Below are 26,350 nucleotides of genomic sequence, written 5' to 3'. Positions count from 1 at the left end.
ATTAGTAACGTCCCTCCTCTTTAAATGCTGCCGTTTTTCTAAATTGGAAAAAGGCAAAGATCGAAATAATCAATCCCATAATAATGGTAATCGCAGCTGCCATATTGTAATTGTTCGTTTCAAATGTTAGCTTATAGACCCATGAAATTAAAATATCAGTCCCACCAGCATTTTGCCCTCGAACGGCTGGACCACCTTCATTAAATAGATAAATAATATTAAAGTTATTAAAGTTTCCTGCGTACTGCATGATCAAAAGCGGAGCGGTGGCAAACAGCACATGTGGTAATGTGATAAATCGCAGCTTTTGAAAACGAGTTCCTCCGTCGACATCTGCTGCTTCATACATATCCGCTGGCACACTTTGCAGAACACCAGTAAATAATGCAAAAACAAATGGAAAGCCTAGCCATGTTTGAATCATGATAAGCGCAGTTTTCGCCCAAAATGGATCGGATAGCCAAGGAATCATAATATTAAATTGACTTAAAATATCACGGTTTATCGCACCAAACGTCGGATTAAACAGCGCCGAAAAAATTAAGATAGATACAAATGCAGGAACTGCCCAAGGTAAAATCAATACGGTTCGTAAAGTCCGTTTGAATTTGATTCGTTTATCGTTTACAAGTAGCGCTAAAAACAGACCTAGCACAATTTGCAAAGTTGTTGCAACGATCGTCCACACAATTGTCCAAGTAAAAACATTTAAAAATGTATCTTGCCAAATTCCTACATCAAAAAGTGCCGCAAAGTTATCAATCCCGACCCAATCAAGTAACTTTCGTGGTGGTGCATTGTATTGGTTATAATTTGTGAAAGCTAAACTAACCATAAATAATAATGGTAATACTACAACGAAAAGTAGCATCATTAATCCAGGAAGAATCATAAAATATGGAAAACCACGATCATAGAAGCTAGTGATTCCACTTAGTAATGAAGGTTTTGGCTTCCCTTCTTCTCTGGCGATTGCGTCGCGCCGTGCATCTTTAATAGTAGAAATATAAATGGCAACACCAAATGCAAGCACAATCAGCGAAATCAATCCTTGAATCAAAAGCTGAATAGAATGATGTTCACGTGGAATTGTACCAAGCGTAAACAATCCCCATATTCCAATATCAATGTAGTGCCAGCTAGTAACTAAAAAGGATGTAGTTATAATCAGGAACAAAATCCCTTTAAAAATTCTCCGGTTATATAATTGCCCTAACCCAGGAACGATGATAGATAAAAGAGTTGCAAAATTGCGGGGCTGTCTTAATCCGTTTCTTTGTTTTGATTGTTTATCTCGCACATACGTAACCCCCTATGTATTAAAGTATCAAAAATGCAATATATGGAAGGTACTCACCTCCCATACATGCAATGTGTATTTATTTTTATTCAGTCGCTCCAGATGCTTCAATTTGATTCTGAATAATCTTAACCGCTTCTTTCAATACTGGTTCTACAGGCTCACCTTTTGAAATAAACGATAAAGCATTATTGATTGGATCCCACACTTGCTGCATAGCTGGTACACTTGGCATTGGTTCACCATACGTTGTTTGCTCAGCAAACGCTGAGTAAATTGGATCTTCTGCAATTACTGGATTCTCCAAAGAGTCTTTACGCGGCGGAAGTTCTCCAGCCACTTCATAATAGGTCATTGCATTTTTTTCATTTGTAATAAACGTCATCAAGTCTTGTGACCACTCAGGGTTTTCTGAGTAATAAGAAAGCATGTAAGATTTCACCCCTACAAATGACTTAGGAACTTCACCATTGCTTAGTTTAGGTAATGGCGCCGTAGCTAAATCATCACCTAATGCATCACTATATTCACGAACCATCCAAGGTCCATTAATAACAGTTGAAACTTTTCCTTCTTTAAATAAGCCATTCATTATATCAGGTGTTAAATCTTGCGGAATATAACCATTATCAAACCATGATTTAACAAGTTTTCCACCTTCAATCGCGCCTTCATTAGCAAGTCCCATATCAGAAATATCATAATTCCCATCTTCATTCGCAAAAACGTACGCTCCATTACCAGAGAAGAATGGATAAACAAAATAGAAGTTCGCTGCTTCCATAAGGAAACCAAATTTATCTTCCTCTGGTTTCGTATCACGCTTCGCAATTGCCATTAGATCTTCCATTGTTGCAGGTGCTTCATCTACCAAGGATTTATTATAATACATGGCATATGTCTCGATAACAGCTGGATAACCCCAATAATCCCCATCATATTTAACAGCCTGTAATGCTGTATCGGTATATTCAGATTCTGTCTCCCCTAAGTTAACTGGTGCAACTAGCCCACGAAGAACTAAGTCACCGATACGATCATGTGGTTGAAAAATAATGTCTGGACCGTTACCAGCAGGACCCTCTACATTTAGTTTTTCCACCTGGTCTAACATATTAATTGGAACCATTTCTACATCGATCCCGGTTTCCTCAGTGTACTTGTCCGTAATTTGTTTTACTGCCTCTTCTTGCTTCTCTTCAGCATTCACCCAAACTGTTAGCTTTTCAGGCTTTTCAGGCATTTCTTCTGTTGCTTTTTCACCGTCTTCATTAGAACTGCTATCGGTTGGTTTTGTTTCTTCTGGACCACACGCTACTAATAACCCTATTAAAAGCATCATGCCAAAAATAGTACCAAGCCACTTTTTCATCTAATTTGACCTCCCAATGGTTTCCTTTATGCATTAGTTTGTGAAAACGTTTGCACAAGATTCATTTTTATTATACATGGTTTTAAAATAAATTCAACTACAATTTAAACTTTTTTAAATACTTTATTTACAATTACATTAAACGCTTACATTTTATATAATTCCTGCTATACTTATTCCTAATAGACTCTACATATCTGGAACCTACCTAATCAATTTCATACGTATTCTATACAAACGTTTGAACAAAAGGAGTGTATCTAATTGTTAAAAGAAGCCATTTACCACAGACCTAAAAATAATTTTGCCTATGCATATGATAACGAAACGTTACATGTCGTTTTGCAAACAGCAAAAGATGATTTAGATTCCGTTGCATTAATATACGGCGATCCATACAATTGCCAGAATGGCCACTGGATAAGCCAAACATTAACAATGGAAAAGTCAGGTTCTACTGCATTACATGACTTTTGGTTTGTTGCTGTTACACCAGAATTTCATCGAATGCGCTATGGGTTTCGGTGTTCCGATGCCAGTGAGACACTGCTTTATACCGAACGAGGTTTTCACCAAACACTACCAAGTGACACGGCCTTTTATTTCTGTTTTCCATATCTAAATAAAATAGATGTATTTCAAGCTCCATCTTGGGTAAAAGACACTGTTTGGTATCAGATTTTTCCGGAACGCTTCGCAAATGGGGATTCGTCAAATGATCCAGAAAGAACACTACCATGGGAAAGTACTGACCCGTCACAATCGAATATGTTTGGTGGGGATTTTCAAGGGATTATTGATCGTCTGAATTATTTGGAAAAGCTCGGAATTAATGGTATTTACCTCACACCTATATTCAAGGCAAATTCAAACCATAAATATGACACAATTGATTACATGGAAATTGACCCACAGTTTGGTGATAAAGAAACCTTTCGTGAACTTGTTCGGAAATGCCATAAACGAGGAATTCGTGTGATGCTTGATGCCGTGTTCAATCATAGCGGTTACTTTTTCGAACCCTTTCAAGATGTCCTAAAAAATCAGGAAGCTTCAAAATATAAAGATTGGTTCCATCTGTGGGACTTTCCAATAGCCGCAGATCCTACACCAAATTACGATGCATTCGCATTCGTCCCATCCATGCCTAAATTAAACACCGAACATCCTAAAGTGAAAAAATATTTATTAGACGTTGCACGTTATTGGATAAAAGAATTTGATATTGATGGCTGGCGCCTAGACGTTGCAAACGAAGTCGACCACGTATTTTGGCGTGATTTTCGCCAGGTTGTTAAAAAGACAAAACCTGACGCATACATTTTAGGCGAAATTTGGCATGACTCGATGCCTTGGCTTCAAGGCGACCAGTTCGATGCTGTCATGAACTACCCATTCACAAATGCCGTAATTGAATTTTTCGGTAAACATGCAATGACGGCGAGCGACTTCACAAATACGATTACCGATGTCCAACATATGTATCCAAAAAATGTGAATGAAGTTGCTTTTAACCTACTGGACAGCCATGACACACCGAGAATTTTAACACTGGCTGAAGGAAATCCTGAACGCGTTAAACTCATGTATTTATTCCAACTTACCTTTACGGGGACACCGTGTATTTATTATGGTGATGAGATTGGCATGGACGGTGGACAAGATCCTGGTTGTCGCGCGTGTATGATTTGGAATGAAGACAAACAAGACCAAAAGTTATTTCGCTATTTACGGTTACTTATTCGTTTCCGGAAATCAGATCCACTTGTTGCAAATGACGGTGATTTTCGTTTCCTGTATGTAGATGAAGCGACCCAAACAATTGTCTATGAAAAATCAAATAGTGAAAGACGCTTGATTTTTATCGTGAATAATAGTGATGTGGAAACAAAAGTAAAAATGGAAAAAGTCTTTGGAACGAATCATGAAAAGGTTAAAGAGGTTATTCTTTCTGAAGAAGGCTCGATAAGAAAAAAACAACTTATTTTATCTGGCACTGAATCACTCATCATAGGGCCTACGGGTTATAAACTAATTGAACAATTAAGCTAGATGTTGACACCTGATCAACGATTAATTTTATCCTCCCTCCTATTCGGGTAAACAATAGTAAGAAGCAATTTATTGGAGGGTACCACATTGAAAATTTTAAATAACGTACGGCTATATCGACCATTTGCAAGCGAATCAACTGAAGCAATTTTTCACATTGTAATGGATGGCGAAAAGATCCAATCTATCAACAATGGACTTACTAAGGAAACAGGTTCTCATGTAGTTGACTGTGATAGACGCGTTGTTTCCGCCGGTTTTAATGACTCCCATATGCATTTGTTGCGTTATGGATTGATGAAAAAAGAACTCGATTTCCGTGATGTAACATCTTATAAAGAGATGAAAAGACTGATATCAAATCGATTTAACGAAGAAAAAATGGAGGAACACGATTGGGTTGTTGGGCGTGGTTTAATCGATAGCCAACTAACGGATATCGACCATTCGCTAACGGCAGATGACCTAGAAGAATTGGAATACGATAAGCCAGCTTTCTTCCTTCATGAAGACGGGCATGAATGTGTTGTTAACTATGAGGCACTAAAAATTTTACAGCAAGAACCTGCCCTTTTAAAAAACCATGAAACATTTATCGAAACAGATCGTAATGGAAATTGGACTGGGCGCTTCAAGGATACAGCTGTTCATTTCATTAAATTTAATTTCCGCCAAAAAAACGAAGATGAAATTTATGAGGCGGTACAAGACGCTGTACCTCATTTACTTGAAAAAGGGATTACATCTGTCCATACCGATGATTTAAATTTTGTCGGCAATTATAACCGACTTTTTAAGACGTACCTGGATTTAGAAAAAGATGGTCATCTAAAAATTGATGTTCGGTTACATCACTATATTTTTAACATCGATGATTTAAACTATTTTTTACGTACTACTAACAAACGTACTGGTGAAGGCAGTGAACGGGTTAAAGTAGGCGCGATTAAAATTTTCCTTGATGGGACACAGCGCTTACACACATCTGCTTTGCGTCAAGCCTATCATGATAAACCAAGCACAAGTGGGAATTTAATCTATCCACAGGATGAACTTGATGAAATCGTCCAAACCGCTCATGAAAATGGTATGCAAGTGGCCATGCATGCAATTGGTGATAGAACAGTAGAACAAGCGCTGAATGCACTTGAAAAAGTGGATACGAAAAAGCTAAGACACAGAATTATTCATGCACAAGTTTTAGCTCCAGATCTCTTAGAAAGACTTCAAGAAGTAAAGCCATACATCGAAACGCAACCAGGATTTATTATGAATGAATATGACCAAACAGCAAATTGGGTAGGAAAAGATCAAGAAAAATTCTGTAACCCTTGGAACACTGTAGATAAAATGGAAATCCCATTTACGTTAAGCTCTGACACCCCGATTGGTCCACTGTCGCCAATCACAGGAATTTTTGTAGCGGTTAATCGTACAGATACGGATGGTAATCCAACTGGTGGCTGGTTACCAGATGAAAAATTATCCGTTGATCGTAGCTTTCAAGGCTATTCACAAAGCGCTGCAGAACTTGAATTCCGTGAGCATGAAAAAGGAAGATTAACAGCGGGTCATCAAGCAGACTTAATCATGTTGTCAGAACATCCAAACGAAGTGAAAACCAGTGAATTAAACAGCATTGAAGTTATCGAGACATGGAGTAGAGGCCAAAGAGTTTTTCAAAAAGATTAGGATATCAGCACTTTTATTGGAAAATGCAAAAGTGAAACTTCATTCAGTGGAGGCTACTGAAAAAGTTAAATGTAATACAAAATATTCGAATCTACCATCGCATCTTCGAATATACTACGCGCACCTTAGGGCGAGTGTCGAGCCCCCTCGGACTGCCGTCCTCGGGGGCTCGCGATCTCTTACTTCCCGCAGGATAAGGAAGGCTTCCCTGAAAAGGCATCGCACGAAGAAAAAGTGCTTTTCTTTTTCGAGGAGTCTCCGTATATTCGAGATGCTAAGTTAAGGTAAAAAGTTAAATTTTTAAATCCATCACTTTTTCAGTGGCCTCATTCAGTGGGGGGTTCTTCTTTCCCTACTGAATGCTAGTTGAACCATTCGGGCTTGTATGGGCAGTTATCCCCCACTTAATTTTACTGACCTCCCTCAATTTTTGAAGCGGGGGTTTTACTGCCCGTCAAACTGCGGTAAAATAGACTTTGAACCCATTTAGGAAGGGAATTTTTTATGCAAAAGGTTTTAATGAACGTACAAACAGCTTATCACGGTGAAATCCTTCGCGCTGGAAAAGAGTACAAAATCGATGAGGATATAGCGAAGCGTTGGATAGCCAGTAAAATTGCTAATAAAGTAGAAAATGGAGCGGATGATCACGATAAGTGATCATCCGCTTTTTTTGTTTAAGTCCATGCACAGGAATAGGCTTGGTTCACATACGTTAAAAGGTAAATAAAAATAAAAGGAGTTGTATCCATGTATAATAACATAAGGCCAGACCCGTATAATGGTACAAATGCTCAACCAAACAATAATATGATGGGAGGAAGTCACCATGTAAATAGTGACCATACACATGGTCACGGCGGCGCAACCACTTGTGACGATGGTCATGTGCATTTACATCCAGGTGTTACTAGTACTCCGATTGAAACTTCAGAGGGACACGTCCATAAAATGTGGGGAAATACGACATTTGACGATAAACATATTCACTACTATGAAGTATATACTAGTCCCCCTATTCCATTACCAGGTGGTTATCATGTACATTATGCAGAAATTGAAACGACAGAAAATGACGGTCACACACATATTATAAAAGGCTTCACAAAGGCATCAAAAAGTTAATGGAAATGCACGTTAACTAACAAGAGGTTCAGGCGAATCTCTTGTTTTTTCTATATAGCAAAATCAGCTGAATTACTATATACTAGTTTTCAAGATGAAGAACGAGTAGATAGGAGTTTTTATAAATGAAACATAAAAATACCACCATAAAGGTTAACGGTGTGCCTGTATATCATCAATATCCAGAGCTGCCTACTGGATGTGAAGCCACATCTTTAGCAATGTTATTAACCTGGGGTGGGTTAACTGTCTGTAAATTTGAGGTAGCGGATAAATTACCTAAAGGGGAAAAAGTAAGATTGATAGATGGGGAATGGCTAGGCGGAAACCCAAATCACAATTTTGTTGGGGATCCCTACTCAGACGATGGTAGTTTCGGAGTGTTTGAAGGTCCAATTCTTGAAACCATTGAAAAATTCATACCTGGTAAAGGGGTCAATTTAACCGGACAAGATTTTCATTCACTTTTAGAAATCGTTAGGTCCCAGAAACCAGTCATGGCATGGACTACAATTAATCAAAAGCAAACATATCTTAGTGAAACATGGTTTGATGAACAAGGAAACAAAATCGATTGGTATTGTAATGAACATGCTGTAGTACTCACTGGAATAGATGGAGTTAATGTAATTGTAAATGATCCCTATACTGGTCAAGTAGAATACTATGATAAGGATTTATTTGAGCATAACTTTACATCCATGGGAAAAAGAGCAGTTACCTTGGACGTGAATTAACTTAGATTGTATCTAGCCAAAACGATAAAGATTAATTATACTAGAAAAAGGAGGTGAATATAAATGGTTGAGCAAAAACTAGAACACATCGAAGACATGCTATCACAGTTGATAAGTACGGTTGGGAAAATTAGAGAAGAACAGACAGAAATGAAAAATGAAATGGCACTCTTGAAAGATGAACAGGCTCTGACAAAAAATGAAATGGCACTCATGAAAAACGAACAGGCTCTGATGAAAGAACAAATTTATTCAATTCGTGATGCTCAGAATTCAATGCGTGAGGAAAATGATAAGCGACATCAAGAAATCATGGATAGATTCAGTGCATTAGAAGCAGATCAAGATCATATATGGAAAAAGGCTGTTACAAATGGGCGTGAATATGCTAAATTTAAAATACAATACGGTATATAAAAACACTTCGCAAGGTTCTACTCAAAAATAATTTCCCCAAAAATAAAGCTTCATCCCCGCCTATGTCATTCAAGCATACATACCGGGGATGTCCTTTACTCTGCCTTCTTCCAATGTTGATTGTACGTGTCCACACTACAGACTACAAACAATTCCGCATCCTCTGGTATTTTTTCATTCAATCGTTGATTAATAGATAAATCATTTCGATCGGCAAGAAGAGTCGCACCTTTTTCAAGTAAGGAAAGAAATGCATCTTTATACGTATCCCACTGTGGATCTGGATTAACTTGATAGATGGTTTCCCCTTCCATATCACTTGTCAGTGATGTATAGATCTTACTTGACCCATGATAACGGGAGGCCTTAGCCATAATCCGCGAGAATGTCTCGTCTGAAATGACAAATTCGTCTACCTTGGAATGTTTAAAGTTATCAATATGTTTTTCCTTTTGTACTTCTACAATTGTATAAATATTCACCTCTAATTCAATAGATAGCTTCTCTATCGAAGATGCTATCAACAAGCTTTTCCCATCTGCTAAAGAAGAATCTTGTATTCTATCATCTGAAAAGACTAATACTGAAGATGCTTTAGCAACATTTGCATCAATTAACGCTTCCTTGTCCTCAGGGTTTCCCTGTATAAACGTCACGTTATCATTTTTGAAGGGCGTTTGCGAGAGGTCTGCAACAATGACCACTTCTCTTTTTTCATTATCATTTAATAATTCTTTCACCGTACTTTTTGTTCTTTCGCCCCACCCTAATAATACATAATGACCGCTTTTTGTAAATGGCAATTTTCCTTCCTCCTTCAACAATCGATATAACGAGAATAAATTTACTACCTTTCCAATCACAACACCCATTAGACCAATACCTACCGCAAAAAGAAACATAGCGAAAATCTTACCCTCAGTTGTAGTCGGTGAAACATCCCCATACCCAACCGTAGTTATGGTTGTCATAACCCACCATAATCCTTCAAATGCATTCGGAAACGTTTCAGGTTCTAAAAAATGAATAAAAAAAGAGCTAAATACAAGTACCCCTATAACTAGTAAAAAAAGTCTTAAATTATTGGTTTGATTTATTTTAGGATAAACCCTGGTAAGAAACCATATCATATGTACACATCCCCTTACTTTTAACCGTCAGTATCAGTTTAACTTATTTCATATAAAATGTGTGCAAAATCAGAATAAATATAGTCTCTTTTAAAAATGATTCTTCTACAAAAAGCTACTCATTAGAAAACTTGGCTTATCGCCAAGCTTTAGTTGTACTTATGCAGTAAGAAAGGATTTATGCTTTCTTAACTGCTTAAAAATACCACAGTGCTCACCACTGTGGTATTTCGTTTACTAATGCTTTGCTTCAAGATCAAATTCTTCAATACACCATTCCGAAAAGATGCGATAGTCTTTATTCACTTGTTTTTTATAGTCTATCGATGCCGCAATTAATTGCGAAATAAATCCATCGTATTCAGAACCGATTGCTTTTACTATTTCCTCTTCACTCTCATGTTCAAATTGAAATTCATCGGCACGAGCATGGGCTTTTGCTGTGACTTTCCCCATCAATTCCACAGTTGACTCCATACCTTCATTATCCATCAACTCGCTCGGATCAACACCTTCATTGTATGGAGAGTTTTCTCTTACATAAAAATCATGGTCACCAATTGAAAAATAACCAAGATAGGGATCTACTAAATACTGCATTGCTTTTTGAGCAATTATAACCCGTTTTCCATGGTGAGGGCTATCGTCTGAAAACAGCTCATCGTATGGGAAAAAGTGATTTGGAGCAGGAGTCCGTGCTTCCTTTGCCTCAAGAACCAGATCACCATCCTCTCCATCTTCATGCCCATCAATCAAAATATAATAACGTTGAAGACCGATTGATCCCGTACCAGCACCAAGTTTTTTCACTACATCTTTAATTTTATAAAACCCTTCTCTTTGCCGATTATCAGAATCAATCGAAGCAACATAGTCAGGCCATGATTTTTTAAGCAAATTATACTCCTTATGAGTCAGATGCTTTAGCCCATCCTTTTCTTGGAACTTCCGCTCCCCACTATCAACAGTAGTGATCGCATCCAAAACAGCATTCACTTCCCGTTCAGGCAATCCTTTTAAAACCATTTGGACAGGTCCTATCGTATTTTGTTCGTGAAAAGTTAAAGAACCAGGTAATTCATCCCGATCAACAAAAGCGAGCAACTGCTTATAGTAAGCTTGTAAATACACGTTAATTAACTTGATTTGATCTTCTTCACCATACCCTAGTTCCTCACTATACAAGGCAATACTGGCTGCCATTCGGTACACGTCATAAAAGTAAGACCCTAGATAGCCTTCATCAAAATCATTTGTGTTATAAACAACATTTCCTTCTTTGTTCTTAAAAGCTCCAAAGTTTTCAAAGTGCAAATCGCCTTGAAGCCAAGTCGGTTTATCATCGGCTGTATGATAAGCAAACGGTATTTGCGTTGCATCATAATAAAATAGAAATGCGCTCCCTCTGTAAAATTGGAATGGGCTTGCCAACATCTTCTTATATTTTCGTTTCTGATTTGTATAATCCAACCCAAGTAATTCGCTATCAAATTGCTTCATTACAGTCTTAACCGTTTCTTTTCGCAGTTTTTTCCGAGTTAGTACGATGTGTTCCATCATTTCATTTGCCATTTCTAAAGCCTCCGTTTTCATGTAACTTTACTAACTTATCCATAAAGTTACGATAAATCCATTTTACAGTTTTTATTAGGTGATTTCAGGTGTTAGGATTATGGAGGGAGATAAAATGGAACTGGTTACCATTTTCCAACAGATAAAGGAGGCTCCCATTCGGAAACCTCCCTTTTAAATTTATTTATCTTACAACTCACAATTTTGTTTTAGCTATTTTCTTATCTAGCTCTTCATATCGATAGTAATCTATCGTCTCATACAATTCTTCCCGGGTCTGCATACTTTCCAAAAAATCTTTTTGCGTGCCTTTTTCTAGTAATTCTACGAAAACTCTTTCATATGCTTTAGCAGCAACGCGTAAAGAGGAAACAGGATAGATCACTAAGCTATACCCGAAATCCTCAAATTCTGTTGCATTGTAATATGGAGTCTTTCCAAATTCAGTCATATTCGCCAGCAAAGGAATAGTCACGTTTTGTTTAAACTGCTCAAATTCTTCTTTTTTTGTCAATGCTTCCGAAAAAATAACATCTGCTCCAGCCTGAACGTATTCATTCGATCTCTCTATAGCGCTTTCTATTCCCTCTACCCCCAGTGCATCTGTTCTTGCTACAATAATCAACGTTGGTGCAACCTCTTTGATTGCCTTAATTTTCTCAACCATTGTGTCAGTGGTTACTAACTTTTTCCCATTTAAGTGCCCACATTTTTTTGGTGAATCCTGATCTTCAATTTGAACGGCGGCTACATTAACCTCCATCATTTCTTTGGCAGTTCTCACTGTATTTAAAACGCCACCATATCCAGTATCAATATCTACTAACAGTGGTAAGTTTGTAGCACGTATAATTTCCTTTGCCCGCAAAGCTATTTCTTCCGAGTTTACAATCCCTAAATCGGGTAGTCCTTTACTTGCCGTATAGGCTGCACCTGATAAGTATAAAGCCTTAAAACCTACTTGCTTAGCTATTAATGCTGCCATTCCATCATGTGCACCAGGAACTTTTAAGATTGATTGCTCTTCTACCAGTCTCATAAAAGCGGTTGCTAATTCCTTTTGTGAAGAGTGTTCTTGCGTTAACCAACTCATACTACGCCCTCCCTTATATGACCAATTTGTTCATAAAATCATGAACATACATATTTTTTAAATAAGGAAGATCCTGACAAATTGCATAAATTTCAGCTGTTTGCTTTTCTGGAAATCTCGTTTGCAGATTTGCTTTTAATTTAGTCATTAATTTCGGAATTCCTTCTTTACGACGAAAACGGTGACCTAATGGATATTCTCGTACAACTTTTTCGCTAGATGTTCCGTCTTGAAAGAAAACCTGAACTGCATTTGCAATCGAACGTTTTTCGGAATCTAAATAATCAATCGAGTATTGCTCACTTTCTACCACTTCCATTTTATCACGTAGTTGGTCAACACGTGGGTTTTGCGCCGTTTTCTCTTCATAATGGTCTGCTGTAATATCTCCGAAAAGCAGCCCAATAGCTGTTATGTATTGAAGACAATGATCACGATCTGCTGGATTATATAACGGTCCTGTTTTATCAATGATACGGATTGCAGACTCATGTGTCGTAATTACAATTTTATCTATTTTATCAATTCGACCTGCTGTTTCATTGTGTAATTTTACTGCACATTCTGCTGCTGTTTGAGCATGAAATTCTGCAGGGTATGAAATTTTAAAAAGAATATTTTCCATTACATACGAACCAAGTGGTTGTCCTAATACTAGTTTCTTGCCACCGAATAACACATCTTCAAATCCCCAGCCTTTTGCAGAAAGAGCTGTTTTATAGCCCATTTCCCCATGAACAGCCATTAGTGCTAATCGTACGCCACGACTAGTGGCATCACCAGCAGCCCAGGATTTACGTGATCCCGCATTAGGGAAATGACGGTAAGTACGTAAGCTTGAATTATCAATCCATGCATTTGATAACGCATTAATAATTTCTTCCCTCGTTCCACCAAGCATTTGAGTTACAACTGCCGTGGTAGCTACTTTTACATATAGCACATGATCAAGACCATGCCGATTCAAACTATTTTCCAATGCTAAAATCCCCTGAATTTCATGTGCCTTAACCATTGAAATCAATACCTCTTCCATTGTAAGGGGTGCCCTACCATCTGCAATATTCTTCCGACTTACATAATCAGCAACAGCTAATATTCCACCTAAATTATCGGAAGGATGGCCCCATTCTGCTGCAAGCCACGTATCATTATAATCAAGCCATCGCACCATTGTTCCAATATTAAATGCTGCTTGAACAGGATCTAACTCAAATTGTGTACCTGGAACCCTACTTCCATTTGGAACAACTGTACCTGGAACAATTGGACCAAGATGTTTTGTACACGCTGGATATCTTAACGCTAAGAACCCACAACCTAATGTGTCCATTAAAACATGTGACGCCGTCTCAATAGCACCATCATTATCAATTTTTCCATTTAACACATACTCTGCTATTTCATTAAGTAAATGATCCGTATCTGTAGTAAGTGTTATCATTAAATTCCCTCCAATTTACCAATAATAAAGTGATGCAAGTATTGCGATTATCATTATAATAATACTAGAAGATACACCTATGATATACTGTTCTTTCTTTTTAAAAATACCAGTTTCATAGGCCATGTAAACTGTCGGTGAATGAATTGGCAGCACCACAACCCCACCGATGATCATAATTACTAAAAATGCGAGTTTCTCAGGTTGAACACCAATTAATTCTGAATAAGATATGACAATTGGGAAAATAACAATCATTGCTGAGGATGGAACCACAAATAAAAACCGTAATAAAAAAATAAGTAGAGAAATAGCGATAATTTTCACTGTCATACCCTCATCAGGTGAAACAAAGCTAATTAGTTCCCGCGCTAACACACTCGCCGTTCCATTTTCCGCCATTAGCATTCCCAATGAAAATGATGACCCAAGTAATAAAAAGTTTTCCCAATCATAATCACGAATTACTTTATTCGTTATTAATCCAAGTTTAGGAAGCGAATAAAGCACAACCAAAATCATTGGTGGTAAGACTAATGGGACCTTGCCCTGGTCTGTAACAATCCATGTCATTATCATTAGTAAAAAACTAATAATAACCACCCAGAAAGCAGGTGGCATTCGATCTTCTTTTTGATCTACAAAATCAATTGGCTTTCGTTCATTATACCATTCATCATTAGGAGACATCTTCTTAAGAAACTGCCAAACAAAGATAGCAACAATTATCGATCCAATCCAAAGTGGTGGTCCGATATGTAAAAACCAATCCATCCATCCAACTTCTGCAATCTCGTAGTCCTTTAATAATTGAGAAGCTAGAATCGGAAATCCTCCACCGGTAAAAATAATCATTGTTGCTTTTTGATTGAGCATTCCTATAACATACAAACTATACTTTTCAAATAAACTTTTTTCTGGGAACCCATAGTACTGATTTAGTTTCGTAATTATTGGCAGCAACATCTTAAAACGTGCAATTGCTGATGGTAGAATAATCGGTAACACTAAAATAAATAATGGTAGCATAATTACAATTAGGGTTGGCCCACCCTTACTCATTTTGATTAAAAACCGCGCAATTATTTTGTCTACACCAACCTGTACCAATGAGTAACTTATTAACGACAACAGTAAAATAAAATATAATGCTGGAGATAGAAATCCCACCAAAGCATCTTCCACACTATCAACTAGATTAAAAATGAGCATACAGGCTAACAGGAGAATACTAGTCGGACCGGTTGGGATTGGTGCTGCTACCCACAAGTAGACAGCAAATGCTAACAAACAAAGTGTAAGTTGTTGCTCGGTGGTAAAGTCTGTTAAAAACGTTTCCTTTACATAAATGATCGCCATTAAACATAGTACACTGTAAAAGATTTTCATCTTCATTTAATCAGGTACCTAAGCAATTTTGTTATTTTCTGCTTGCTCTTTTTTTCCTGATTTACGACTTTTAATAATTGGCACTAGGAAAGACAAGAAAGCAATTGCCAGCATGACAGCTGCAATCGGACTTGTTGCAAAAATAGACAGACTTCCATTTGAAATAGTTAGTGATTGTCTAAAAGCCTGTTCCATCATACCTCCAAGTATAAATGCAAGTAAAAGGGGTGCTGCAGGAAACTGAATAAGTCTCATTAAATAACCAATAATACCGAATGCTAAAAGCAAATATAAGTCAAATGTACTGAAGCTAATTGCATAAACTCCAATTATACAAAATACAATAACAAGCGAGATTAATAACTGCCTTGGTACAAGTAGAATTTTAGCAAGGTATGGAATAAGTGGTAAGTTCAGAATTAATAATAGAATATTACCGATATACATACTTGCAATAACACCATAGAAAACATCAGGGTGTTCCGTCATTAACAACGGCCCAGGCTGTATCCCAAGTACGATTAAAGCTCCAAGCATAACTGCTGTTGTCCCTGAACCAGGAATTCCAAGGCTTAATAATGGTACAAAGGCACCAGTCGACGCGGCATTATTAGCCGTTTCCGGAGCAGCAACTCCTCGCATTGAACCTTTACCAAATTCCTCAGGATTTTTAGAGAATTTCTTTTCACTTATATAACCAAGAAAGGAAGAGATTGTCCCGCCAGCCCCTGGTAAAATACCTACAAGAAAGCCAAGAACAGACTGTCTGCCCATAGTAGGCGCTAATTCCTTATAGTCACTTTTTGAAAGTTTAAGACTACCAACATTATGCATACTATCCATTTTCTCTTTTCTATTCTTAATAAGTGCCGTTACTTCAGCAAGTGCGAACAACCCCAATGCAATGACAAGAAAGTCGATACCTTCTAGGAGATGCGGATTTCCAAATGTAAAACGAGGCGTTCCAGTTTGTGCATCAATTCCGATTGTAGCAATCATTAGGCCAATTGTACCTGCAATAAGTGCTTTAACTGTTGAACCATCGGAAAGACTTGCTATAGCAGTTAATCCCATTAGCATCAAAGCAAAGTATTCTGGGGGACCAAAGGATACAGCTACTTTTGAAAGCAATGGAGCCAGAAAAGATAGAAAAATAATACTGATTGTTCCACCGACAAAAGATCCAATTGCGGCAATCGCTAATGCTTTTCCTGCTTTACCTTGCTTTGCCATTGGATACCCGTCAAATGTTGTGGCAACCGCTTCTGATACCCCAGGTGCATTTAATAATATTGATGAAGCTGCCCCGCCATATGCAGCACCATAGTAAACCCCAGCCATTAATAACAAAGCAATAGCTGGATCCATTCCATATGTTATTGGAATCATAACTGCAATCGCAGTAATCGGCCCAAGTCCAGGAATCATTCCAATAACTGTGCCGACAACAACTCCAATTAATACAAACAATAATCCTTCAAAACTAAGGGCAACTTGAAAACCCTGAGCCAATCCTTGAAATACATCCATGTTGTTGCCTCCTTTATACTTACATGTCTAAAAGAATTTATTAAAATGGTAAAATTCCCGTAGGTAGTTGAATTTGTAAAAATGAATCAAATAATAAGTAGATTAATATTGGAATACTAAGCGATATAATCGCATTAATAAAGTGTTTCTTATATCCAAGAAATAATGAGCAAATAAAAAGAAATAAAACGGTCGTAATAATAAAACCGATAATTTCAAGGAAGAAAATATAAAGAATAATAAAACCTATTACTCCAAGGATGACAGGTAATTCACTTTTGGAAATTCGGTCATCATTTTCCTTCTTCTCCTGATCTTTAACAAAGTAGAGAATTATGGATAAGATAATTAATACTATACCAAGACCTATTGGCACGATATCAGCATCAACAGGAACATATTCATAGGATGGTAGTCCAAAACTTAAAACAAGATAAAAAATACCTGACAGAATTAAAAAAATGGAAACCTTTTTATTTAATGTATGAAACATACGTACACCACCTTCTAAAAAGTAGAGCCAATGATTATGGTCATTGACTCACCTATTTCTACTTTACTTAGATAGACCCAATTCTTCTAACAACATTTTAATTTCTTCCTTTTCTTTATCTAAAAATGCTTTATACTCTTCACTATCCATGTACATTTCACTCCAGCCATACTTTTTACGGATTTCAGCGAATTCATCCGATTCACTTAGCTCTTTAAACTTTTTCTCATAGAATTCAACTGCTGCTTTATCCATATTTGGTGGCCCAAAAAATCCACGCCAATTCACAAATGTTGCATCTATTCCTTGTTCTTTTGCAGTAGGGAAATCGGATAGAACTTCTCCCTCTAAACGCTCTTCAGATGTTACCCCTAAAACCTTAATCTTACCTGCTTTAACCTGTTCTACCGTTTCTGCGACACCAGTAGAATAAACATCAACACTGCCGTTTAACAATGATGTTAATGCACCGCCGTCTTGGTCAGATACATATTTAATTTTTGTTACATCAACCCCAGCTGCTTTTGCAATTTTGACGAACTGAATATGATCCATACTACCTGGAGATGATGCCCCGATTACGGTGATACTAGATGGATCTTTTTTCATATCTTCAAATAACTCATTTAAATTATCCCATTTCGCATCAGCTGCAACTGCAAATGCTGCATAATCCGCAATCACATTGGCAAGAGGTGTAAAATCTTCATGACCATATTCCGATTGACCATTCAATGGGACTAATAAGATTGGTGGTGATGAAATGAATAGGTTTGTTGCATTTCCTTCTTTCCCATGTACATACGCCCAACCAACAGCGCCACCGCCACCTGGCTTGTTGACTATGCCAATATCTTGTTCGATGATTCCTGTTTCATTGAATGTTTTCCCTACCATTCTTGCAGTGGTATCCCAACCACCACCTGCTCCTGAAGGTGATACAATTTCAATCGGTTTTTCTGGAGTCCATTCACTATTTGAATCTGAACCCGAATCTGAACCGCTCGCTTTTTCACCACTGTCGGAACATGCTGCTGTAAAAATCATTAAGAAGCCTAACACTAAAAATAACAATAATTTGTTCACTACTAATTTCCCCCTTATTTTTTTCCAATGAATAATATCATTGGTATTGATTATTACTGTAATGTAATTTTTCTGATATGTAACCGTTTTCAAAATAAACAGCAAAATAACTCTTCTGTTTATTTTGTTCATTTTGTTCACCACGGTCAAAAAAGCCTTGTCTTAAAACTATGCAAAATAAAAAAACATCAAGTTTTTAAATCAAGATGTTTTTTTATTCATAAGATATTTACGTTCAGGCCTTCCAACAATTCCATACTCTAATTGGGCCGTACAGACACCGATTGAAATTAGATATTCCAAGTATCGTCTAGCTGTTGTTCTTGAAGCACCAATTTTAAAACCCATCTCTTCTGCAGTAGTCCCTGATCTATTTTCTTCCATTATTTCTTTTACTTTTTCTAACGTTAAAGGATCGATTCCTTTTGGTGTATTCTTAGTAGTATGTATCTCATGGTGCTGATGTCCAAAATAATCATCTAAGAATGATTGATCAACTTCTGCTTTTCTATTCAATATTTTTCTACTATGCTTATATTTTTCAATCGTTTCGATAAACCGGTCCATTTTAACAGGTTTAATAATATAATCAAATATGCCACTACGTATAGCTTCCTCAACCGTTGACTTATCTGTCGCAGCTGAAATCATAATAATATCTATATTTGGCTTTGAATCACGGATATGACGAATAAGTTCTGTACCTAATATATCTGGCATAAAAATATCTAGTAAAATTAAATCGACTGAGAGGTTTTCTATTAACTCCAACGTTTCCTTTCCGTTCAATGCCTTACCTACTACCTTAACATCAGCTATTTTAGATAAAAACTCCGCGTGGATATTGCCAACTCGGTAATCATCTTCAGCAATTAATATATCTATCATTTTGTCTTTGTCACCTACCTTATTACTCATTTAAACTTTTTGGTATAAAAACAGAAAAAACTGCTCCACCATCGTTTTGATTAGAGACTTCAATTCCACCGTGCAACTCTTCCACAATATCTTTAACGGATGCCAATCCATAACCGCGATCAAATGCTTGTTTAGTAGAAAATCCTGTTTCGAATATAGTATCAATATTTTCTTCTGCTATCCCTACTCCATTATCTGAGATATCAAATATAATATCTGTACCTATATCTGTAGCGAAAAAGGTCACTTTTTTTAAGGTGTTATTTTCAACAGCTTCGAAAGCATTATCTATTAAATTCCCTAGTATTGTTATTAACTTTATCATATCAATGTTTTTTGGTACCACATTTAATGAGGAATTTTCGTCAATAAGAAAATCCACCTTTTTTTCGGATGCTTTACTTATTTTACCTAATAAAATTGCTTGTACTGTTTTATCTTTAATTTGTTCAAGGACTACCTTATTTTGGTTTAAATGGAATGCAGATTCCTTTTGAATCAATTCGATTGCTTCGTCATAGTGCTTCAATTGTAACAATCCAGATAAAACGTATAATTTATTCGTAAATTCATGCGTCTGTGCTCGCAGATCCTCCGAATACCTTCTAACTTCAGATAAGGCGTTCAGCATTTCATTTATTTCTGTTTTATCACGAAAGCTTGCTACAACACCCACTACCTCATTATCTTCAGTAATGGGGGTCCGATTCACAATAACTGTTCGATCACGTAAAATCATCTCTTCATCTTTATTACCGATACCACTTTTAAGAACTTCATACATTTTAGTATTATGGAAGACATCTTCTATCTTCTTTAATTGGTTATCGTCAGTGAACCCTAATATGCTTTTTGCTGAGTGATTCATCATGGTGATATAACCTTTGTTATCAATGGCAATGATACCTTCCTTAATAGAAAGCAAAATGGCATTTCGATCACGGTATAACGATGCAATTTCGTGCGGCTCCAGTCCCATTGTATCTTTTCGAATATTGCGAGCTAATAAAACACCACCCAGTATACCGAAAAATAGCACTGCCAGAGAAATACTACTAATTTTTACTAATTTATCAAAGACGATTGATTTAATATCCTCTACCAGAAACCCCACGGAAACTATTCCAATTATTGTCCCTTGTTCATTAAAGATTGGTGCTTTACCCCGTAGTGATGGTCCTAAGCTACCTATTGCACGAGAAGTATAATATTCGCCCTGAACTAGGGCTCTCGCGTTATCTCCACCCACCATACGCTTGCCTAATTTCCATTCATCTGGATGCGAATACCTAATACTCTCTGCATTTCCTATTACTATAAATTCCGCGCCAACTTTTTTTCTAATCTTCTCTGCAATCGGCTGGATGACCGTTTGAGGTTGATCCAGTTTATAAGCATTTCTGATTGAAGGCATAAATGATATTGTTGTTGCCACCTGTAAGGCACGCTTCCCTATATTTTCTGAAGTTTCTTCTGATTCTATGTAAGCTATAATTCCCGTAAGAAAAATCGTCACTAATAAAACTAATGTTATAATTAAACCTAATATTTTTGTCTGTAAGCTAACCGTTTTCATTATGTATGACAACTCCTTGAGGACTGAACTACTATTTAATTTACCATAATATTAGAAAAAGGTGAAACTTACAAAATTTACAAAAGTAAACGAAACCCTATTACTTTAGATAAGCAAAAGGTTTTTGATTATAAGCATGCAGTTTTTTAACTTCCAATAATCAACTCAAACTCCTCCTTTTGCCAGCAAGAATTAAATCAAAAAAAGACTCCCCGCAATTTTTAGCAGGAAATCTTCTAGATAACTTTATTTCTTCAACTTCGCCAACGCATCGGCCAAGGCATTGTTTTTAAACCCATCGTCATCATTTTTCTTCAAATATTTATTAACATCTTTTTTAGATACTTTATGCTTTTTCTCTTGTTCTTTCCGTTTATTAAAAGTAGAAAGTTTCTCGCGGTGGCCACACTTGCATGTGAACATTTGTCCTTCGCCTTCTCCGCGTAGCTCAAGTCGCTTATGACAATTCGGGCATCTTGCATTCGTTCGCTTGGCAATGTTCTTTTTATGTCCACAGGATCGATCTTGGCAAACAAGCATTCTTCCATTCTTATTATCAATCTCAAGCATTAACTTGCCACAATCGGGACATTTGGTTCCGGTCATATTATCATGCTTGAATGACGCGTCTGTACCTTTGATTTCTTGCACAACTTCTTTTGTATAGCCTTTCATCTCAGCAATAAATGCATCCTTTTTCAGCTTACCATCTGCAATCAAGCCAAGCTTTTGCTCCCACTCAGCTGTGAGTGCTGGTGAGCGTAAATCTTCTGGCACTAGATCAAGTAACTGTTTTCCTTTTGATGTTAAAAATAGATGTTTTCCTTTTTTATCCATATATTGGCCGTTGAAAAGCTTCTCGATGATATCTGCACGAGTTGCCACAGTTCCTAGACCACCAGTTTTTGTCAGACTTCCCGCTAAATGCTTCTCATCAGAACTCATATAGCGAACTGGGTTTTCCATAGCTTGCAATAATCCACCTTCCGTAAAACGCTCAGGTGGTTTTGTTTCTCCAGTCGTTTGGGAAACTTTTATTTTATCAAACGTATCCCCTTTTGCTAATTTTGGCAGTGTTTGATCTGCTTCGTCATCATCGTCAAACCGGTTATCATAAATTTCTTTCCAGCCTTGTTTGGTCACACGTTTACCTTTTGCAGTAAACCTTTCTTCACCAATCTTCGCTTCCACTGATGTTTGCTCATATTCATGCGGGGCAGACAACACTGCAAGGAACCGTTTCACGACTAAATCATAAATCTTTCGTTCCTTATCATCTAGATCCTCCAAAACAACAGATTGTTCGGTTGGAATGATGGCATGGTGATCCGATACTTTCGCATTATCGACAACAGTTTTAGAAAGCTTAAACTCGCGATTTAATACCTTGCTAGCAAAACGTGCATATTGGTCAATACCACATGCCTTTACTCGGTCTTTCAAAGTCGGTACAATATCCGATGAAATCACCCGTGAATCTGTTCGTGGATAGGTTAATGCTTTATGCCGCTCATACAATTTTTGCATGATTGATAAGGTTTGTTTTCCGGAAAAATTGAAGATCCGGTTTGCGTCTCGTTGAAGCTCGGTTAAATCGTATAATTGTGCTGCATATTTTTTCTTATGTGTTTTTTCAACCGAGACAATTGTAGCAGCTTTGTTCTTTACTTTTTGCAAAACTGAATCGGCCTTGTCTTTAGCAAACATTCGATTATTATTTTTCACGTCCACCCAAGTGAATTTTAGCCCTTTATCCGTAACCGCTTGGATACCATAAAACTGTTGTGGCTTAAATGCTTTGATCTCATTCTCACGTGCTTGAATCATGGCAAGTGTTGGCGTTTGTACCCGTCCGCCAGACAACTGAGCATTATGTTTTGTAGTCAATGCACGAGTCGCATTCAAGCCAACATACCAATCCGCTTCTGACCGAGCCACTGCTGCGTCAAATAAATTCAAATAGCGGTCGCCTGGTTTTAACTGTTTGAACCCATCTTTTATCGCCTTGTCTGTTACAGACGAAATCCACAGACGCTTTACAGGCTTTTTCACACGTGCTTTTTCCAAAATCCATCTGGCAACAAGTTCACCTTCTCGTCCAGCATCTGTTGCAATAACAATTTCACTTACGTCGTTACGATTAAGCTGCGTTTTTACCGCATTAAACTGCTTACCCGTTTTTTTCATCACAACAAGCTTTAAATGAGGCGGAAGCATTGGTAAATCATCAAGCTTCCATGTTTTATATTTATCATCATATATTTCTGGATCTGCGAGCGTAACTAAATGGCCAAGAGCCCATGTAACAATATAGGAAGGACCCTCCATATAGCCATTACCTTTTTTAGTACAATTCAGGACACGTGCGATATCACGTCCAACTGAAGGTTTCTCTGCTAATACAACCGTTTTACTCATTTAAAAAACCCTTTCTAGAGGATGTTCAAAAAGTCCGGTAAAAATGACACATCGAATTTCTTCGTTAGCTTGCTTTTCCGTTCCTTGGAAAAGGAGAACGCTTTTCCTGCGTGCTAGATCGTCTCCTCACGTATTAAGACCATACGTTCCGGGACTCAAAGCTACGCTGCCTCGAACTTTCGACGCACAGGACGTGCTAGTGTCGGCGTTGCAACAGGACGTTGCGACTTTAGACGACTCGGTCCTTTTTATCCTCCTTTTTGAACACGCTCTTCTATTATAAAAAGCGCAAGTGCTTAAACTTTTAAAGGAAACTCTCTTTTACTTTAACATATTTCTAATTATTAAATATGAAACAACCACACAAATAACGGTCCTATAACAGAACCAAATATCGCGCTCAAGGTCATGGCAACCGAACTCATCGAGACAGTTAATTCACCATATTCAAAAGCCTTTGACGTACCAATGGCGTGAGAGGCACTACCAAACGCAATTCCTCTCCCTAATGAACTTTGAATTCGAGTCCATTTGAAAATAAAGGGTCCTAAGATGACACCAGTAAATCCCGCTATCATGACAAAAACGACCGTGATGGAAGGGACGCCCCCTATGACGGAAGAAACTTGGATTGCCACAGGTGTTGTAATAGATTTAGGGATAAGAGAAAGAATCAGGCTTCGATCAACCCCTAGGACTTTAGCAAATAAAAGTCCACTAACCATGGCACTACATATTCCCGCAAAAACACCACTTAATATGGGAAATATATATGTCACTAATACTTTTCGTTGTTTATATAAGGGATAAGCAAGCGAAACAACAGCTGGACCCAAAAAAGTATTAATCCATTCTCCACCAACCATATAGTCTTCGTATGAAATATGGAATAATAGCAAAATAGATATAATTAAGACAGTGGAAGTCAGCATAGGGAGTAAAAGTTGAAAAGGGAAACGTATATATAATCGTCTCATCACTAAAAAGACACCGACAGTTAGAAGGATCATGATGATTGCGTAAACTGTTTGTTGCATTTCTTCTTCTCCAATCTTTTCTGACTTAGTCTTTCGTGGAATTGACCCATTGTTCCTGCTGCTATCATGGTGACAATGGTGCTACAAACAACTACCGCTATTAACACAACGCCGCTCCAAGAAAATAAGGAAGGGTAATTCATGACTCCAACCGTAGCAGGTATAAAAAATATAGGCAAATAAGCTAGTATAAATCCAGCTCCGTTTTCAATCCATTTAGCAGGGATAATTTTTAAGGATAAACCAACTAATAACAATAGGAGTCCAATAATACTTCCCGGAAGTGGTATATGGAGATAATCGTGTAGAACTTCTCCAATAAAGGAAATGGCATATAAAACCGCTATCTGGATAATGATTCTGATGATTTTCATGGTGTATTGTCCTTCTAAATAAGAACAACTATCCCCCTTTTCTAGCTTTCTAACACCCTAGTAAACGATTTATTTTCAACATTTAATTTAACAAAAAACAAAAGAAGGAAGGCCATTTTGACGAGCCTTCCCATTTTTTTATTATACATGATTTATAGCATCGCTTCAGGCTAGTTTTCAATATATCCGAACCTATAATATTTGATAATCATATCACTTTCCTCTAATTTTTCAAGTTAACCTAACTCGGAACTAGCAATTTATTAAAAGCATCATCCAGTTATGCTTGATGCTGGGCCGAAAAATTCATAATTAATATTACTCTCATCGACTTGGTGACCTTTTAACAATTGATATACTGTTCGCATAAATGGTGCTGGCCCACAGAAATAGAAGGAAGCATCATAGGTTGGAAGAATCTTTGTTAACCATTCGTCATCGATATAGCCTTCTTTATCGTGATTCTTTATTAATTTGTCTTCATATGTTGGGTGCCCATAAATAACGTAGGATGAAACCTGATTATATCTATGGCTAATTTCTTTTACAGCACTATGCATTGCATGGACGTTACTAGATTGTGCAGCATGGATAAAATATACCATGCGCTCCGGCTGCTGCTTCACGACAGTTCCCAGCATGCTCATCATTGGTGTTAGGCCTACACCACCGCTAATCAAAACCAGTGGACTATCATTTGTTTGATCCAAGATAAAATCACCTGATGGTGCGGTAATTGGAAGGGTACTACCAATTTTTATTTTGTCATGTAAATAATTCGATACAATACCAGCCGGTAAATCGTTTACAGCATCTTCTCGTTTCACACTAATTCGGTAATGCCCCGCTCCAGGTGCGCAAGATAGACTATATTGACGCAAATGCACAAGAGGTTCCCCTTCTATTTCAGCCTGTACGGTTATATATTGACCAGCTTGGTGCGCTGGAAATGGATTATTATCAGCTGGAACTAGATAAAATGATGTGATCACATCACATTCTTTTACCCTTCTGATAACTTTAAAATCGCGAAATCCAGTCCATCCGCCAACAGTGTCCTTCATTTCTTTAAACATTTCTTTTTCTGTTTCAATGAATAATGATGCAATAACACCATACGCCCGTTCCCATGCTCCAAGTACATCAGCGTTTGCTTTATCCCCTAATACTTCTTTCATTGCTAGCAATAAGTATTTTCCTACAATTGGATAATGCTCAGGCCTTATGTTTAGGCTTTTATGTTTTTGTGAAATTTGCTTCACAACTGGTAGAATTTTTTCCAGTTGATCAATATGATAGGCTGCTGCATAAACAGCACCAGCAAGCGCCTTCGATTGATCTCCTTTTCGCTGGTTTGTTTGATTAAAAATATTTTTGAGTTCTGGATGGTTTTCAAACATTCGTTGATAGAACACTTTTGTTATTTCATTTCCATGCTTCTCTAAAACGGGAACCGTAACTTTAATAATGTCAATTGTTTGTTGGTCTAAATCTGTTTTTGTTTTAGTAGTCATAATGAAACACCCCTCATATTCATTAAACATGTATTTAAAATACATGTTTTGTATATTTAAAGAATAGCACGTTTTAATAGG

The 26,350-nt window shown here is 37.2% G+C and carries 22 protein-coding genes; 6 read left to right on the top strand and 16 right to left on the bottom strand.

Going from position 1 to position 26,350, the window contains the following annotated elements; genetic code table 11:
- Window position 1 precedes the first annotated feature (1 nt).
- Together CFK40_RS06355 and CFK40_RS06350 are read right to left on the bottom strand one after the other, a co-directional pair.
- Window positions 2-1,300: a carbohydrate ABC transporter permease gene (locus CFK40_RS06355; RefSeq protein ID WP_089531515.1), complete on the bottom strand. Its 1,299-nt coding sequence runs from the start codon at window positions 1,298-1,300 to the stop codon at window positions 2-4.
- Window positions 1,301-1,385: 85 nt separating this feature from the next.
- Complete coding sequence (locus CFK40_RS06350; protein WP_089531514.1) at window positions 1,386-2,672, bottom strand: sugar ABC transporter substrate-binding protein; 1,287 nt, start codon at window positions 2,670-2,672, stop codon at window positions 1,386-1,388.
- Window positions 2,673-2,936: 264 nt separating this feature from the next.
- Here CFK40_RS06350 and CFK40_RS06345 point away from each other — a divergent pair, with 264 nt between their 5' ends.
- The 6 genes from CFK40_RS06345 (at window position 2,937) to CFK40_RS06325 (ending at window position 8,695) form a co-directional block, all read left to right on the top strand.
- On the top strand, window positions 2,937-4,724 hold the full coding sequence (locus CFK40_RS06345; RefSeq protein WP_089531513.1) for a glycoside hydrolase family 13 protein: 1,788 nt from the start codon (window positions 2,937-2,939) through the stop codon (window positions 4,722-4,724).
- 87 nt (window positions 4,725-4,811) lie between these two features.
- Window positions 4,812-6,416 (top strand): amidohydrolase, encoded by a 1,605-nt coding sequence (locus CFK40_RS06340; protein WP_227001879.1) that lies wholly within the window; start codon window positions 4,812-4,814, stop codon window positions 6,414-6,416.
- 504 nt (window positions 6,417-6,920) lie between these two features.
- On the top strand, window positions 6,921-7,076 hold the full coding sequence (locus CFK40_RS21075; protein ID WP_168927220.1) for a hypothetical protein: 156 nt from the start codon (window positions 6,921-6,923) through the stop codon (window positions 7,074-7,076).
- Window positions 7,077-7,166: 90 nt separating this feature from the next.
- Window positions 7,167-7,541, top strand: coding sequence for a YmaF family protein (locus CFK40_RS06335; RefSeq protein ID WP_089531512.1), 375 nt, complete (start codon window positions 7,167-7,169; stop codon window positions 7,539-7,541).
- Between the two features lie 125 nt (window positions 7,542-7,666).
- Entirely contained in the window at window positions 7,667-8,278 is a 612-nt protein-coding gene (locus CFK40_RS06330) for a C39 family peptidase (protein ID WP_089531511.1), read from the top strand.
- Between the two features lie 63 nt (window positions 8,279-8,341).
- A complete protein-coding gene (locus CFK40_RS06325) occupies window positions 8,342-8,695 on the top strand; it encodes a hypothetical protein (protein WP_089531510.1) in 354 nt (117 codons plus the stop codon).
- Between the two features lie 95 nt (window positions 8,696-8,790).
- On the opposite strand, the gene CFK40_RS06320 is transcribed toward CFK40_RS06325, so the two are convergent.
- From CFK40_RS06320 to hmpA, 14 genes are all read right to left on the bottom strand, one after another.
- Window positions 8,791-9,825, bottom strand: coding sequence for a potassium channel family protein (locus CFK40_RS06320; RefSeq protein WP_227001878.1), 1,035 nt, complete (start codon window positions 9,823-9,825; stop codon window positions 8,791-8,793).
- Between the two features lie 237 nt (window positions 9,826-10,062).
- On the bottom strand, window positions 10,063-11,397 hold the full coding sequence (locus tag CFK40_RS06315) for a DUF2252 domain-containing protein (RefSeq protein WP_089531509.1): 1,335 nt from the start codon (window positions 11,395-11,397) through the stop codon (window positions 10,063-10,065).
- Window positions 11,398-11,593: 196 nt separating this feature from the next.
- Window positions 11,594-12,490, bottom strand: a complete 897-nt coding sequence (gene prpB / locus CFK40_RS06310) for a methylisocitrate lyase (RefSeq protein ID WP_089531508.1) — start codon at window positions 12,488-12,490, stop codon at window positions 11,594-11,596.
- 13 nt (window positions 12,491-12,503) lie between these two features.
- Window positions 12,504-13,934 carry a bifunctional 2-methylcitrate dehydratase/aconitate hydratase gene (locus CFK40_RS06305; protein ID WP_089531507.1) on the bottom strand — a complete coding sequence of 477 codons (1,431 nt, stop codon included), beginning with the start codon at window positions 13,932-13,934 and terminating at the stop codon, window positions 12,504-12,506.
- Between the two features lie 15 nt (window positions 13,935-13,949).
- The gene (locus tag CFK40_RS06300) at window positions 13,950-15,329 is read right to left on the bottom strand and encodes an SLC13 family permease (protein ID WP_089531506.1); all 1,380 of its coding nucleotides are present in this window, start codon (window positions 15,327-15,329) and stop codon (window positions 13,950-13,952) included.
- A gap of 12 nt (window positions 15,330-15,341) precedes the next feature.
- The gene (locus tag CFK40_RS06295) at window positions 15,342-16,853 is read right to left on the bottom strand and encodes a tripartite tricarboxylate transporter permease (RefSeq protein WP_089531505.1); all 1,512 of its coding nucleotides are present in this window, start codon (window positions 16,851-16,853) and stop codon (window positions 15,342-15,344) included.
- A 40-nt stretch (window positions 16,854-16,893) separates the two neighbouring features.
- On the bottom strand, window positions 16,894-17,346 hold the full coding sequence (locus tag CFK40_RS06290) for a tripartite tricarboxylate transporter TctB family protein (protein ID WP_089531504.1): 453 nt from the start codon (window positions 17,344-17,346) through the stop codon (window positions 16,894-16,896).
- A gap of 63 nt (window positions 17,347-17,409) precedes the next feature.
- A complete protein-coding gene (locus tag CFK40_RS06285) occupies window positions 17,410-18,432 on the bottom strand; it encodes a tripartite tricarboxylate transporter substrate binding protein (RefSeq protein WP_405196572.1) in 1,023 nt (340 codons plus the stop codon).
- 201 nt (window positions 18,433-18,633) lie between these two features.
- The gene (locus tag CFK40_RS06280; RefSeq protein WP_089534303.1) at window positions 18,634-19,320 is read right to left on the bottom strand and encodes a response regulator; all 687 of its coding nucleotides are present in this window, start codon (window positions 19,318-19,320) and stop codon (window positions 18,634-18,636) included.
- Between the two features lie 22 nt (window positions 19,321-19,342).
- Window positions 19,343-20,926 carry an ATP-binding protein gene (locus CFK40_RS06275; protein WP_089531503.1) on the bottom strand — a complete coding sequence of 528 codons (1,584 nt, stop codon included), beginning with the start codon at window positions 20,924-20,926 and terminating at the stop codon, window positions 19,343-19,345.
- Window positions 20,927-21,172: 246 nt separating this feature from the next.
- Window positions 21,173-23,344, bottom strand: a complete 2,172-nt coding sequence (locus tag CFK40_RS06270; RefSeq protein WP_089531502.1) for a DNA topoisomerase III — start codon at window positions 23,342-23,344, stop codon at window positions 21,173-21,175.
- A gap of 344 nt (window positions 23,345-23,688) precedes the next feature.
- On the bottom strand, window positions 23,689-24,381 hold the full coding sequence (locus CFK40_RS06265) for an LrgB family protein (protein ID WP_089531501.1): 693 nt from the start codon (window positions 24,379-24,381) through the stop codon (window positions 23,689-23,691).
- Entirely contained in the window at window positions 24,351-24,755 is a 405-nt protein-coding gene (locus CFK40_RS06260) for a CidA/LrgA family protein (RefSeq protein WP_089531500.1), read from the bottom strand. Before CFK40_RS06260 ends, CFK40_RS06265 begins: the two co-directional genes overlap by 31 nt.
- Window positions 24,756-25,027: 272 nt before the next feature.
- Window positions 25,028-26,269 carry an NO-inducible flavohemoprotein gene (hmpA, locus tag CFK40_RS06255; RefSeq protein ID WP_089531499.1) on the bottom strand — a complete coding sequence of 414 codons (1,242 nt, stop codon included), beginning with the start codon at window positions 26,267-26,269 and terminating at the stop codon, window positions 25,028-25,030.
- Window positions 26,270-26,350 lie beyond the last annotated feature (81 nt).

It is taken from the genome of Virgibacillus necropolis (assembly GCF_002224365.1).
Lineage (GTDB): Bacteria > Bacillota > Bacilli > Bacillales > Amphibacillaceae > Virgibacillus_F > Virgibacillus_F necropolis.
The sequence above is the reverse complement of the archived record's forward strand: the minus strand, read 5'-3'. Positions and strand labels throughout refer to the sequence as shown.

Coding starts and splice junctions, on each gene's coding strand:
- CFK40_RS06350 (WP_089531514.1), bottom strand. CDS start 2,672: ATGAAAAAGTGGCTTGGTACTATTTTTGGCATGATGCTTTTAATAGGG.
- CFK40_RS21075 (WP_168927220.1), top strand. CDS start 6,921: ATGCAAAAGGTTTTAATGAACGTACAAACAGCTTATCACGGTGAAATC.
- CFK40_RS06335 (WP_089531512.1), top strand. CDS start 7,167: ATGTATAATAACATAAGGCCAGACCCGTATAATGGTACAAATGCTCAA.
- CFK40_RS06330 (WP_089531511.1), top strand. CDS start 7,667: ATGAAACATAAAAATACCACCATAAAGGTTAACGGTGTGCCTGTATAT.
- CFK40_RS06325 (WP_089531510.1), top strand. CDS start 8,342: ATGGTTGAGCAAAAACTAGAACACATCGAAGACATGCTATCACAGTTG.
- CFK40_RS06320 (WP_227001878.1), bottom strand. CDS start 9,825: ATGATATGGTTTCTTACCAGGGTTTATCCTAAAATAAATCAAACCAAT.
- CFK40_RS06315 (WP_089531509.1), bottom strand. CDS start 11,397: ATGGCAAATGAAATGATGGAACACATCGTACTAACTCGGAAAAAACTG.
- prpB (WP_089531508.1), bottom strand. CDS start 12,490: ATGAGTTGGTTAACGCAAGAACACTCTTCACAAAAGGAATTAGCAACC.
- CFK40_RS06305 (WP_089531507.1), bottom strand. CDS start 13,934: ATGATAACACTTACTACAGATACGGATCATTTACTTAATGAAATAGCA.
- CFK40_RS06300 (WP_089531506.1), bottom strand. CDS start 15,329: ATGAAGATGAAAATCTTTTACAGTGTACTATGTTTAATGGCGATCATT.
- CFK40_RS06295 (WP_089531505.1), bottom strand. CDS start 16,853: ATGGATGTATTTCAAGGATTGGCTCAGGGTTTTCAAGTTGCCCTTAGT.
- CFK40_RS06290 (WP_089531504.1), bottom strand. CDS start 17,346: ATGTTTCATACATTAAATAAAAAGGTTTCCATTTTTTTAATTCTGTCA.
- CFK40_RS06280 (WP_089534303.1), bottom strand. CDS start 19,320: ATGATAGATATATTAATTGCTGAAGATGATTACCGAGTTGGCAATATC.
- CFK40_RS06275 (WP_089531503.1), bottom strand. CDS start 20,926: ATGAAAACGGTTAGCTTACAGACAAAAATATTAGGTTTAATTATAACA.
- CFK40_RS06270 (WP_089531502.1), bottom strand. CDS start 23,344: ATGAGTAAAACGGTTGTATTAGCAGAGAAACCTTCAGTTGGACGTGAT.
- CFK40_RS06265 (WP_089531501.1), bottom strand. CDS start 24,381: ATGCAACAAACAGTTTACGCAATCATCATGATCCTTCTAACTGTCGGT.
- CFK40_RS06260 (WP_089531500.1), bottom strand. CDS start 24,755: ATGAAAATCATCAGAATCATTATCCAGATAGCGGTTTTATATGCCATT.
- hmpA (WP_089531499.1), bottom strand. CDS start 26,269: ATGACTACTAAAACAAAAACAGATTTAGACCAACAAACAATTGACATT.